We start from the raw sequence: 12,374 nt of genomic DNA on the forward strand, positions 1-12,374 counted from the left end.
GCCTAACGCAGTACTAACTGCCGCTGTAATAAGTATAACCAGTGTATATCACTATAAGGCTGAATAAAGTTCATTTAGCAACATCTAACAAAGCTACATCGATTTGACCGTTTAGCTATTAATAGCACTTAACAACTTTATGACAATAAAGTCGCGGGTCACGCTAAAACAAATAATTAGAATTTTACTCGAGTTACGTAGCAATATAGATACTACTATTACGTTATAACTGGCAGCCAAAATCCACTAACCATAAATATCACAGCGATTGTCGTAGCGAGCGTAACATTAGATCGTAAATGCAATTCTAAGGCGATGCATTCGATTAGAATGAATAAAACTAAACAAAGGGGAGCCATTCCATTTCGCTCCCCTTATGCTTAAAGCAGTTTGTAACAGCGCAGCTTAATCCCTTTGCAAAGCAACAATAGGGTCAAGTTTGGCTGCTTTTTTAGCAGGATATAATCCAAAACCGACACCGATGGTCATACAAACGCCCAACGCGAGGATAATCGCAAATGGTGACCAAGCTACAGGCCAACCTGCTGCAGAAGAGATAACCAGCGCCAACAATAGCCCAACGCCAATACCGATAATGCCCCCGGTTGCAGAGATTGCGATACTCTCAATTAAGAATTGTCGCGCAATATCCTTTCGTTTAGCGCCTAACGCTCTTAAGAGACCAATCTCACCTGTTCTTTCTAGGATGGTTGCCAACATAATATTCATAATGCCAATGCCACCCACCAGCAAGGAGATCCCAGCAACACAGGCCATAACGATATTAAATATCTGTTGAGTCTTCTGATGTTGAGCCAGTAAATCGGCAGGTACAACAACATCAAAATCTTTCTCACCGCCATGGCGACGATTTAAAAGGTGCTGCAAGCTTTTAGATGCTAACGTCGGATCGACGCCCTCAACTAGCGCTAATTTAAAAGAGTCCAGTTCATCTTCTAAATGCTTAAACTGCATCTTTTTCAGCGCTGTGCTCAGTGGGATAAAAACCTGATTACGCTCGCCACCTAATTTAACGCCTTGAATCGTTGACTTGGTGCCCTCTTTTTCAGATAGCACTCCAACAACCGTAAACCATTGGTGATTAACTTTAACTAAGCTACCAATAGCATTACCTTGTGGAAATAAACTTTGTGCTGCTTCGGGCCCAAGTACAGTCACCTGTTGAAAATGTGATTCGTCTAATTGGTTTAGTCTGCGCCCTTCACCTAAATCTAAAGCACTTAAATCAAAGTAGCTTGGCGTTACACCTAAAACCTTAGCGTCGCTACGCCCTTTTAGACTAAACAGACTAAATACTTTAACGTTCTTTTCTGCACTCCAGTTTTCTACAAAAGGCAATGTATCAGTTGCGCTATCAATATCCCTCAGACTTAATCCAACACTATGCTCACGCACGGACTTGAGTGCTTCCCCTTCTGTCGCTCTTGCATTAACAACAAGGTTATTCACTCCCATTGATTCGATCATTTTCAGCGCTTCACGCTCAGCGCCTTCGCCGACACTAAGCATAGCAATCACCGCGCCAACACCAAAAATCATTCCAAGAAGAGTAAGCAGTGTGCGCAATTTATGATGACGCATCTCATCGAATGCTTGCTTTATACCGTCTAAATATATCGATAGGCTTACTGATGGTGCCGTTGGTCTATTACCCGTCATACTCGATTCCTTTTCGGCGGTGTTGTTAAGGCAATTGTGTCACCTTTTGTGAGCCCATCTTTAATAACCGTACGATTTAAACTGCGATTACCAAGCTGTACCTTTTGCTTAATAAATCCTGCAGATGTCTTTAGATAGACCCAGTACTCACCGGATTTTTGGAATAATGCTTGATTAGGTACAGTAATAACATTTTGAAGATCAAGAGCATGCACACTGGCGTTAACTTGCCTTCCCGGTTGCATAACTTCTACAATTGTTTTATCTATGCTGACTGTTAATTCAAAATAATTAACAGGACTGTCTTTCTCTTTCGCTTTAGACAATGCATCTAACTGAGAGACTTCTCCAATAATCGGCATATTTGGATAAGCATCAAGATACAGAGTCACTGGCTTACCTATTGCTAAACCCAATGCTTCAGATTCCAGCACGTACAGCTTCGCTTGCATTTTCGATGTGTCAGGGAGTGTACCAATTGTCATTCCAGACCACATCATGTCGCCAGCAACTGGCGGCACGCCATTCCAGCCTTCCTGCGCCACAAAGACTCCATCATGAGGTGCTATGATCTTCATTTGATTGAGGTTATTGGAGTAACGCGACATTTTAGCTTGATGACCCTTTTGCTTAAGCTTAATAAGCTCTTGCTCTGCATCCGCCTGAGAGCCATGTTGGCCAAGCCCCCAGTTATAGAAGGTCATTTTCGCTTCTAAGTAATCTTGGTTACGCATCTGATCAATAATGTCTATTTTCGTATAAACTCGTTCATCCTCACTAAAGAAGCGATCTGCGAGCTCACGCTCCTCTCCCGTCAGCTGAGTGTCAGTTGTTAGTGTCTTATCTATGGTTTTATCTTTCTCTGTTTGGATCTGACTGTCTAAGCTTAAGCGGTCAAAATCGAGCTTTTCCATTTCCAACCGGTAGCTTTCTCTTGTTGAGTCCATAGTAGCAACGACATCACCAGCTTTTACATTGCTAAAATTATCCATAATCCACGCTAAAGATTGCGGTCCCCTAAGCCCTGATGGTACAGTCACGGTCGTCGAATTAGCTGCCTCTAGTTCTCCAGATGCTGGTATATCAACTTTAAAATCAGCGGCTACAATTTCAAGCGTCAGCACACCATCACTCTTTTGTTGATTGCAACCCGTCATGATTATCAATAACAAGACGCTAACCACGGCACCTATCACAGTGCGTTTGTTTACCAGTGAATTAATCATGGTAGCAACACCTCATCGCCTTCATTTAAACCTGATGCTATTACCACCTGCTCTTTACCCATAGCACCGAGGGACACAGACTGTTTACTGTGGCTAAATAACCCAGGCGTGTAGACGTATGCATTGCCTCGCTCATAATGCACTGCATCGAGCGATACCAGTAATTGCTCGGTATTATTGGCGATATCAATACTGATTTTTGCCGTCATACCCGGTCTCATCAACTCAGTATCTGCCTCATGAATACTGGCAACTGCATCAAATATCACTAAAGGTACATCTTGATTTTTGACTCTAAATACGGCGCCAAGCTCTTTTATTTCTCCGTTGAAACTTCTTTCTGGGTTGGCATCTAGACGAATTTTCAGTTTTTGACCAACTTTAACTCTACCGGCTTCAACTTCAGGAATTGTCATGTTGACTTGCATATGCTTAAGATCTGGAATACTCAATAAGGTATCGCCATTAAACACATTCTGCCCCTCGGCGACTTTATTCCCTTGTTGGTCATTGCCGTACACCACCATGCCGCTTCGCGGTGCGATAAGAGTGAGAGACTGAATACCTTTTTGAAGTGCAGCGACTTCAAGTTCAAACTTCTGCTTATCTCCTTCAAGCATTTTCACCCTCTGCTCTGCACTCAAACTCTCCAGCTCTATTTTCTTATGGATTAAGCCCACTCTATCGGTAGCAATAATGGCATCGCGTTGGTATTTCTTTTTATCAATTACAGAAACCGTTTCATCAGAGATCTCTACTTTAAGCTGGCTTTTCTCTTGATTCATTTTTGCTTCGGCAAGCTCAAGCTTTAACTCTTCCAATTTTTTCGCATTACGCAACTTTGAAGTTTCAAGATCTTGGAGTGTCGTTTCTAAATTCGCACTTTTAACTGAAAGTCGCTGCGCAAGTTCCGAAGTATCAAGCTGAGCAACACGGTCGCCTTCACTTACGTCACTGCCTTCTGGTGCTAACATTTTTATTTGATATTGCCACACCCGCCTAATAGCTGGGGGTTTTAAATTGACAGTATTAGACGATACCAACTCTCCCGTCACCTCTATCTGTTGGCTCAATACACCGGATTCAACTTGGGTCACAGCCGAGTCCGAACAGCCGACTAACAAAGCACTTATCAAGGATACAGCAATTAAAGTGCTCTTCATGATGTACTCCCAATAGGCTCGACTAACACGCTCATCCCAGGAATGATCTTTACTCTGTCATCGCTAGAAAAGGTTATTTCAACTCTAAACCAATTGCTGTTTCCCCAAGCAGTTTGCTTTGTTGCTTGACGGCTAATGCCTTGAACAGCGCCACTAAGAGAGGTGCTAGGCTGCGAGTCCAGTCTCAGACTGACAGCATCACCAATTTTCAACCTATCAACATCAACTTCATTCACCCAAGCAATCACTTCAAGTTCTTTCATCGCTGGTATAGTGGCCACCTGTCGGCCTATTTGCACCGAATCTCCCACAGCAAATTTTTTATCCGACCAAGGATCTCGTCCATACAAAATAGGACCATTGATAGTAGAGGTGATCTCTAATTGATCTAATCCTTTAAGCGACTGCTCCAACTCTCTTTGAGCTCGCTTTTTATCTATATGCAGTTGTGCAATTGATGCAGACCTTCTATCTGTTATCTCTTTTAAAGACTGTGCTTTTTTTGACAGTTCAGAACTGGCTTTAAGCTTATTAAACTGATTATCAGCATAATCTTTAGCTGCAATAAAATCAGCCGGGATACCAGCGTCTAGCTCTGCCTTCTCAAGTTCTAATCTCGCTTGCTTTAAATCAAATTCAGCTTGTAAAATCTGTGCATCAAGCTCTATCGATTGACTTTGCTCTTGCGCTGTCACCCTTAGTAAACTCGCCTCTAACTGCTCAATTTTATTAGCGATGGCGCTCTTATCAAAAATAACTACCACTTCGCCTGCTTTAGCGATACTGCCTTCCGGTAGCATCCATTGGATCTGATAGCGCCAAGCATCCCCTGCTTTTGGCACCATTATCGGCTGCGAAACAACAGAGGAAACTTTACCCGTTAATAGTAAAGGTGATAATTGCAAAGGCTGTTTAAATTGAGTGCCATTTTCTAATGACGATGATGTCGAGCGTAGCTCATTGGCTTTAGCTAAATTTGGCGTATAGCTTAAGAGTAAATAAAAAGCTGACAGATTGATTATCGTTTTAAGCTGCATTGATTGCCCTCTCCTCAATCTCAACGATATCTCCATCCCTCATACGGATAACTCGTTGAGCATATGCGGCAACCTCCTCTTCATGAGTAACCAAAATAATGGTTTGTCCAGCCTTATGTAATTCAGTAAAAAGCGCCATTATCTCGACTGACGTTTTACTATCAAGTGCACCAGTGGGCTCGTCTGCCAACAGTATTGCTGGCTTGTTAACTAAAGAACGGGCAATTGCAACTCGCTGTCTTTGTCCACCAGAGAGCTGATTAGGTCTATGATCATGTCGAGTTCCAAGGCCTACTCTCGATAACAATTCATGGGCGTAACTTGAGTCTTGCTCTGGGTTTGCGGAGAACCTCAACGGCAGTAATACATTTTGTAAGGCTGATAAGCGTGGCAATAAATGAAAACTCTGAAATACAAATCCAATCTCTTTATTTCGGACAGCTGACAGGGCGTCATCATCGAGATCTTCAACTTCCTGACTATTTAGGCTATAACCGCCTGATGTCGGCTTATCGAGACAACCGATAATGTTCATTAAGGTCGACTTACCTGAGCCTGAAGGCCCCATAATCGCAACGAATTCATTTTTAGCGATACTAAAGCTTACTCCGTTGAGTGCTTTTACACATGTATCACCCATGGGGTATTCTTTTTTTAATTCATGAACTTCTATCATAATAGCGCTCTTTTATAGCAAAAAACCTGCCTGACTAACGACCTATAATACAACTAAAGGCACAATAAAATAGCCAAGAATTTGACAAAAATATGTAAGTTAACGTGATATTTTCAAACTATCAAACGGTAGGTTAATACTTGGGTATTGAAGGTGAGAGCAGCTGATACTTCAGTAAAAAAAATAAGCTTGTTTTAATCATTATTGGCATGAGTCATCCTGATTTTGTCGTTTCATTCCATTTGAAACAATTTTTATTATGCTAATAACCTACTGTTCTTGAATCTGAAAAACAAGGTATCTGTGGATTAAAACAATGCAAATAATTCATGTTTTCTAGCATAAGAGCATATTAGGCACCTTTGTCCTGTTTTCCGGGAAATTTTCCACTATGTCAAAATCGCACCGAGTATGGTCGATATTGATATACTCAGAAAGAATATCCATTGAAACAAATATTTAAATGGTCTTTCAAGATCACTCATAAACCCAATATATATCTGCCAAATAGCAAATAAGCCAAAGTTAAGTGCTATAAAAACCAACATGCCAAAGCTATGCATTTCCGACACAGCCTCAAAAGCACAAGCTAAAAGTATCAAAGTCGATAACAGCAGGAAGATTGAAATATAGTGAAACACACAATACATGGTGGTTTTAGCTACGGGATCAAAATCAGCTTGCAGCATCGGTGCTAAAAACTGGCGTTTGCCATATGTTAAGTGCCCGACACTGGTCAATGCCGCGAGTCCCCCTGCAAACAAAAAGTAGAAATTCATCCCACGTCCCAACCCTAATTTAGTATGTAAAAGACTCTGCTAGTAAAGATAGTTTACTATTTGGCACAAGTCTTAGTGTATAAGACAGAGATTATCGCGCTAATCTTACAAAAAAAGAGAGCTTTCGCTCTCCTTTTTATTACATCGTTGCCATCGTCCAATAATCGAGCCGCTGCTCAGGCTGACTAATCACCACTTTGCATTTCTCTTTATATTTTCCCATCAATGGCCCTAAGCTTTTTGAGTTAGGCATTGATGCTTTATGCTGCTTCGTTGCGGCAAGAACGGCCTCATTAACGTACTCTTCAGTTTGGTACTTGTTCGCAATTTCAACCGCTTGTTCACCAGAAGCTTTTAATCTATCACCCACTGCTTGCATCTGTGGAGCGTTCATTGCAGCTATCGCGTTTGAAGCTATTTGATAATATGCTGCGCACTCAGTTAACTCTTTAGTTAGCGCATCTTCGGCATCTCCTGCCACGGCGTTAAAAGCGAGGAGCCCAATAGACAGTGCCAGCGTTTTTGGTAAAATTGTTCCTGACATTAAAATATTCCTTTTTTATAATCGTGCTATTCAACCATTTCTACTTTAGCTTTCATTTAATATCAAGAGGAACTGTAAAAAACATGCCACTAAATTATTGGCTGAAATGATATAAAATTCTAAATTATCAACCAACTACGACTTAGCACTCACCTGGAGTTTGGCTCGTAACCCTTTTTTCACGTCACTCCATTCTGAATCAATAATTGAATAAACCACTGTATCCCTTATGGTGCCATTAGCTAATATCTGATGATTGCGCAAAATACCATCTTGGTTAGCACCTAAGCGACAAATAGCCTGACGTGACACTTCATTATGTACATGTGTACGAAATTCAACCGCTATAACATCCAATGTTTCAAACGCGTAGCACAATAACAACAGTTTGCACTCCGTATTAACCGCTGTACGTTGAACACTTTTAGCATACCATGTATGGCCTATTTCTAGACGGCGATGACTTTGTTGCCAGTGGCAGATCCTGGTACAACCTACAATCTCTCCGGAATGGCGATCTCTAACAGCAAAGGCGAGCGACTCTCCTTTTTGTTCGTCAGATAGAGCTTGCTTGATGTAGTCATTCATATCTTCTGGACTCGGCACCTTGGTATACCAAAGTTGCCACAAGTCACCATCACATACCGCAATGCTCAATGCAGGGGAATGTGCTAACGTTAAAGGCTCTAAAACAACATGTTCACCCACTAGCGTGTTGTTTCTCACTTCTTGTGCGTTCAACTCAACCTCCTTTGTCTTTTTTCATCAACTTAGCATGATTAATCAAACAAGATAAATACAATCTACAGGTCTACATTTTCCGTTTCTTTAACGAATTAACCACTATTTCTATGCTTAGTGTGTTGCTAAATATATCGCGTAAAGTTTAATCCAGTTTTTGTCGGCTTTATGTTTGCTTTTAGTGCTGCAGTACCTAGATACAGAAATCCAACAATCTGATCAGTTTCATCAAGGCTCAAGGATTGATGTACATTTCTATCGAAGGCTAACGCGCCTGTGCGCCAAATAGCGCCAAGTCCTTGGGCAAATGCAGCCTGCTGCATTGCCATTGCAGCACAACCAGCAGCAAGATGTTGTTCAAATTCAGGTACCTTGGGGTGTTGTTTTACTTTAGCAACCACAGTGATGACCATAGGCGCTCTTAATGGCATATTTTTGGTCTTAGCAATAAACTCTTCCTCTGCACCATTAAGCTCAGAGGCCTTCGCAAAAATAGTTCCAAGCCTCTCAAGACCGTCACCAGTGGCAATAATAAATTCCCAAGGTGTTAAGCCTGCATGATCGGGAACCCGTGCTGCTGCGTCCAAAATAGTCTTAAGTTGCTCATCCGTAGGAGCTGGAGCGATAAGGCGAGGGGTAGATTGTCTAGTCAATAAAAGCGTTAATGCGTCCAACAGATTGTCCTTAAAACTGTAAAAAATAGGTAACTATGTTGAGAGTAGCAAGCCCATAAAAAAAATCCCACCTATTTGGTGGGATTTAATAAAAGGTTCAGTTTCAGCTATTAAACAATCTGGTTTCTCTTTGCGATATAATAATCAAGACTAGTATAGCGCCCTCCCCCCATAAAGATCAGCGCCATCAACATAAACAGGTACGTAATCGCAAACTCAATACCGTTGTTTAATATAACAAAATTTCCTGAACTGGTTAACCATTCATAATTGCCATTTTGTTGCAAAATCTCCTTTACTTTGTCTAGCTTATCAGCTGACGCCAATACACTTTCATTGGCGAGCCAAGAACTAGCATCTGCAATTGCCAACCATCCATTTTCCCAATGCACAGCAAATGCCGCAACCAACATGGTAAACGACAACGGAATAGCAATCAGTCGAGTTGCCAAGCCTAGTATCAGTAATCCCCCGCCGACAAATTCTGTACCTGCTGCTAAAACTACCATTAACTCAGGAAACGGTAATCCTAATCCCCAGTCTGGATTACCAAACCAAGCAGCCGTATCACTAAAATGAGATAATTTATTGTAACCGGCCTGCATGAGTACTGGCGCCAGGTACAGCCGCAATGCAAGTGGAGCTATGCCTTCAGCGTAACGTATTGTGTTTAAAAATTTTTGGTACAGTTGTGCAAGTTGCATGTCATTCCCTCGTATATTCTATTATCTCAATAGACCCTAATAACAATAACAATCTTTCATCAGTCATCGATTAAGCTATAGCAGATCGATAATATGGGCGCTAATCCTCTTGGCTAATTTCAGTTAGCTCTTTGATGAGTGTATTCAATTTTTTATTAAATCGCTGTTTTTGTTTACTGCTTGCGAGCTTCTCTATATCGATTAACAGCATTCCAAATTCTTTAGAGTTATTCTCAAGCACGGTTTTATAAGCTTTCGACTTTACGGTGTCTGGTTGGGTCATCAATAACGATAAACTATGTGAAAGCGCCATTTGGTTATGGCGATTTTTTAATGCTTGGGAAAACAGGCGGATCCATTCATGGCGATACTCTAACCACATATCTAAGGTATCACCACGGGCTACATTATATTCATGTACAGCCAACTTTTGAGCCGTAGTTAGCTTTCCCATCCACCGCTTAAGGCGTTTCTCAATACGCTTATCGGCCATATCAATGAGTTCAGATTGGCTCTTACCTAGATACTTCTTATTGAGCTCTTTTTCGTCAACCCTTAACTGTGCAATGATCTGTTCTACTTGTTGGTCTGAAAATGAACTGATAATTGGCACTAACGATGGTTCAACAAAATCAAACACTCTAGTCCAGTGTGATTTTGCAGAAACAACGTGATCATTCCAAGATTGTAGGGTAAAACTTTGGTTATTAAACTCAGCTAACAACTGCGACAGTTGAGCTTGGTAACGGGGGAGTTCTTGAGTGCGATGCCAAACTAAAAATTCATCCAGTGCGACTTCAAACTGGCGCTGTTGCTCATCATTTAACGTGACATACTCTTCTAGTTTCCACTCGATAGCCCAGTCGAGAAAATAGTAGCCGACCTTAGTGGAACAACCAGCAAACATAATAAGAATCAACAACCATAAACCGAGTTTTTTCACCAATGACCCCATTAAGATGCTTTCATTTAGCATAGAACATGGTTTGGTTTATGGTCTAGTAACAAAATGTATAACTCTTGTAGGCTTTGTCAGTCATATCTAAGTAACTATTAGACATAACCGGCGCCGTACAAAATGGCTAAGAGCAGCTACCGATTAATGTTTGATATTGGCTAGCACAAACTAAATAACTTTCAGCCTGCTTGATTTTGTCTGTATCTGCATTGAGTTTTCCATCGAGTGTCATGCTATCAAAAGCCATTTGCAGTGCCCAACAAACGGCAAATACCCAATAGAGATCAACCGCTGCTGGTATCGCATCTTGAGCATGATGGTTAAGATTTGCTTGGTTACTTAAATAGCTTTCAATTAGCCATTGTCGCTGCTTTGATGACAGTGAATGGCTTGAAATAACAGAAGCTAGATCGCATAAGGGATGAGAGCTACAAGCATATTCAAAATCGATACAATTGAGCCTATCCTGCACAAGCAGAATATTAAATGGATTTAAATCCCGGTGGCTAAATTGGTTTTTAATTAGGCAACGTTCATGCAAAGAAAGCATCTCAGAAATGGCATTATCTTGTGCGAGTAACAGCTCAAATTGGTGTAACCAAGCTGCCGATGACGAAGAGGAACTACTTCGCTGAAAAAGCAATTGCTGTTGCATTTGGCTTAAGCGTGAATAATAGATCTGCCACTGCTGTTCTACTGTGATAACATTTTTAGGTATTGGTAGCTCTTTCAAACCATTCAGTAGTTGCAGTAATAGCTGTTCAGCTTTGGGCCAACTTTGCTCGGTATTCGATATAGGGTGCGAGCTATTAGCACTGTTCAGTTCATTCCAGCTACGATTATCATTTTGTGCAAGAAACTGACTCAAATAGAAGTCTTTCTCAGGGCTTATATAAACAATATTAGGCGCAAAACCTGCTTCACTGGCATCACGCCACGCAGCAACCTCACTGCGTCGGTCACAGATCTGCGTACTTGCCCAACTATTAAGCCTTAATACCCATTCAGATTCACTGCCTTTGCTCGCGTGTACCCCTCGAACATAGTAGTTACGATTACTCAGCCCTTGAGTTAGCGAAGCTATCACGCTTACCTGACTTAGCCCTGCAGCGGTGAGATAGTGCGCCAACTCTTGCTTGAGCGACTCACTCACTTAAGCAATACCAGACGACAATGGCATACTGCCTTGCTGAGCATGCATTTTTTTCCGCCACATTAAGTAACCAAACACCACCATAATCACATAAAAAACAAAAAGTGCAGCTGTTAACATCAAGCCTTTACTGACATATAGGTAGATAGAAACGGCATCAATCACAAACCAGTAAATCCAGTTCTCAAGTACCTTTTTTGCCACTAAGAATGTACTCATGACAGCAAAACATGTGGTTGCAGCGTCTAAATAAGGGAAAGAGGCTTGAGTCTGAGTTGCCATAAAGTAGCCAATAACAACTGACATTAAGCTGGTTCCAGCAATAAGCTTCAGATGAGTCGACAAGCTCCAGGAGACAATATTAACCCCTTCATGGGCTTTTCCACCTTTAGTCCACATCCAATAACCATAGACCGCCATTGCCATGTAATAAACGTTTAGCACAGACTCCATCAGCAAGGAGACTTTCCAAAATAGCACGGTATAAATTGCCGTACTGGTTAATGCTGCTGGCCAACACCAAACGCTGCCTCTCATTGCGAATATGAGGTAAGCCAATGCTAGTAATACCGCGACAGCTTCCCAGCCAGTAAGTGCTTGGGCATCACTAAATACAGCAGCAAATCCCTCATTAGTCAGTAGCCAAAAATCTGCCATGAAACCATTTCTCTCTATTCAATATCTTTTAAAGCAAAAAATAAAAAGCCACAAAGCATAATGAATACCCTGTGACTCATTCTTTTTATCACACGTGCTTATTCACTATGGCTCAAATCTAGCTCACCACCAATGAACTTACACACAAATACGGCTTTGCCCCACTTCTCGTGAGCGGCTTCCATCTCGGTTGCCAACATTGCCATGACTTCAGCATATTCACCACACACTTGAGTCGCCATTGCGTTAGTCACGCGATGGATATTGTCGTAGCTATCGACTCGACCAATAAACCACTTTATAGGGTCCAAATAGTTGTCTTGTAATGGATAGCAACTTATCTCTGCTGTTAACTTCATATTGATGACCTTAATATTGATAA

The 12,374-nt window shown here is 41.4% G+C and carries 14 protein-coding genes; all 14 read right to left on the reverse strand.

Translation table 11 applies throughout. From position 1 onward, the window contains the following. Window positions 1-405: 405 nt before the first annotated feature. Entirely contained in the window at window positions 406-1,680 is a 1,275-nt protein-coding gene (locus tag L2730_RS11295) for an ABC transporter permease (protein WP_248974692.1), read from the reverse strand. Beyond that, window positions 1,677-2,837 (reverse strand): efflux RND transporter periplasmic adaptor subunit, encoded by a 1,161-nt coding sequence (locus L2730_RS11300; protein ID WP_428848453.1) that lies wholly within the window; start codon window positions 2,835-2,837, stop codon window positions 1,677-1,679. Before L2730_RS11300 ends, L2730_RS11295 begins: the two co-directional genes overlap by 4 nt. 65 nt (window positions 2,838-2,902) lie before the next feature. Beyond that, a complete protein-coding gene (locus L2730_RS11305; RefSeq protein WP_248974694.1) occupies window positions 2,903-4,069 on the reverse strand; it encodes an efflux RND transporter periplasmic adaptor subunit in 1,167 nt (388 codons plus the stop codon). Continuing rightward, the gene (locus tag L2730_RS11310; protein ID WP_248974695.1) at window positions 4,066-5,106 is read right to left on the reverse strand and encodes an HlyD family secretion protein; all 1,041 of its coding nucleotides are present in this window, start codon (window positions 5,104-5,106) and stop codon (window positions 4,066-4,068) included. The genes L2730_RS11305 and L2730_RS11310 overlap by 4 nt, the downstream gene beginning before the upstream one ends. Further along, a complete protein-coding gene (locus L2730_RS11315; RefSeq protein ID WP_248974696.1) occupies window positions 5,096-5,782 on the reverse strand; it encodes an ABC transporter ATP-binding protein in 687 nt (228 codons plus the stop codon). Before L2730_RS11315 ends, L2730_RS11310 begins: the two co-directional genes overlap by 11 nt. A 389-nt stretch (window positions 5,783-6,171) precedes the next feature. Next, the gene (locus tag L2730_RS11320; protein ID WP_248974697.1) at window positions 6,172-6,561 is read right to left on the reverse strand and encodes a hypothetical protein; all 390 of its coding nucleotides are present in this window, start codon (window positions 6,559-6,561) and stop codon (window positions 6,172-6,174) included. A gap of 139 nt (window positions 6,562-6,700) precedes the next feature. Next, window positions 6,701-7,105 (reverse strand): hypothetical protein, encoded by a 405-nt coding sequence (locus tag L2730_RS11325; protein WP_248974698.1) that lies wholly within the window; start codon window positions 7,103-7,105, stop codon window positions 6,701-6,703. A gap of 135 nt (window positions 7,106-7,240) precedes the next feature. After that, window positions 7,241-7,846: a GNAT family N-acetyltransferase gene (locus tag L2730_RS11330; protein WP_248974699.1), complete on the reverse strand. Its 606-nt coding sequence runs from the start codon at window positions 7,844-7,846 to the stop codon at window positions 7,241-7,243. A 125-nt stretch (window positions 7,847-7,971) separates the two neighbouring features. Further along, entirely contained in the window at window positions 7,972-8,520 is a 549-nt protein-coding gene (locus L2730_RS11335) for an NAD(P)H nitroreductase (protein ID WP_248974700.1), read from the reverse strand. A 110-nt stretch (window positions 8,521-8,630) separates the two neighbouring features. Continuing rightward, window positions 8,631-9,224, reverse strand: coding sequence for an HvfX family Cu-binding RiPP maturation protein (locus L2730_RS11340; protein WP_248974701.1), 594 nt, complete (start codon window positions 9,222-9,224; stop codon window positions 8,631-8,633). Between the two features lie 100 nt (window positions 9,225-9,324). Beyond that, entirely contained in the window at window positions 9,325-10,167 is an 843-nt protein-coding gene (locus L2730_RS11345) for a DUF6279 family lipoprotein (RefSeq protein ID WP_248974702.1), read from the reverse strand. A gap of 139 nt (window positions 10,168-10,306) precedes the next feature. After that, window positions 10,307-11,335, reverse strand: coding sequence for a phosphotransferase (locus L2730_RS11350; RefSeq protein ID WP_248974703.1), 1,029 nt, complete (start codon window positions 11,333-11,335; stop codon window positions 10,307-10,309). After that, complete coding sequence (gene pnuC, locus L2730_RS11355) at window positions 11,336-11,992, reverse strand: nicotinamide riboside transporter PnuC (RefSeq protein ID WP_248974704.1); 657 nt, start codon at window positions 11,990-11,992, stop codon at window positions 11,336-11,338. Between the two features lie 98 nt (window positions 11,993-12,090). Continuing rightward, window positions 12,091-12,351 carry a hypothetical protein gene (locus tag L2730_RS11360; RefSeq protein WP_220737490.1) on the reverse strand — a complete coding sequence of 87 codons (261 nt, stop codon included), beginning with the start codon at window positions 12,349-12,351 and terminating at the stop codon, window positions 12,091-12,093. Between the last annotated feature and the right edge of the window lie 23 nt (window positions 12,352-12,374).

Origin of the sequence: Shewanella kaireitica (genome assembly GCF_023284045.1) — a bacterium.
Taxonomy (GTDB): domain Bacteria; phylum Pseudomonadota; class Gammaproteobacteria; order Enterobacterales; family Shewanellaceae; genus Shewanella; species Shewanella kaireitica.

Coding starts and splice junctions, on each gene's coding strand:
- L2730_RS11295 (WP_248974692.1), bottom strand. CDS start 1,680: ATGACGGGTAATAGACCAACGGCACCATCAGTAAGCCTATCGATATAT.
- L2730_RS11300 (WP_428848453.1), bottom strand. CDS start 2,837: ATGACGGGTTGCAATCAACAAAAGAGTGATGGTGTGCTGACGCTTGAA.
- L2730_RS11305 (WP_248974694.1), bottom strand. CDS start 4,069: ATGAAGAGCACTTTAATTGCTGTATCCTTGATAAGTGCTTTGTTAGTC.
- L2730_RS11310 (WP_248974695.1), bottom strand. CDS start 5,106: ATGCAGCTTAAAACGATAATCAATCTGTCAGCTTTTTATTTACTCTTA.
- L2730_RS11315 (WP_248974696.1), bottom strand. CDS start 5,782: ATGATAGAAGTTCATGAATTAAAAAAAGAATACCCCATGGGTGATACA.
- L2730_RS11320 (WP_248974697.1), bottom strand. CDS start 6,561: ATGAATTTCTACTTTTTGTTTGCAGGGGGACTCGCGGCATTGACCAGT.
- L2730_RS11325 (WP_248974698.1), bottom strand. CDS start 7,105: ATGTCAGGAACAATTTTACCAAAAACGCTGGCACTGTCTATTGGGCTC.
- L2730_RS11340 (WP_248974701.1), bottom strand. CDS start 9,224: ATGCAACTTGCACAACTGTACCAAAAATTTTTAAACACAATACGTTAC.
- pnuC (WP_248974704.1), bottom strand. CDS start 11,992: ATGGCAGATTTTTGGCTACTGACTAATGAGGGATTTGCTGCTGTATTT.
- L2730_RS11360 (WP_220737490.1), bottom strand. CDS start 12,351: ATGAAGTTAACAGCAGAGATAAGTTGCTATCCATTACAAGACAACTAT.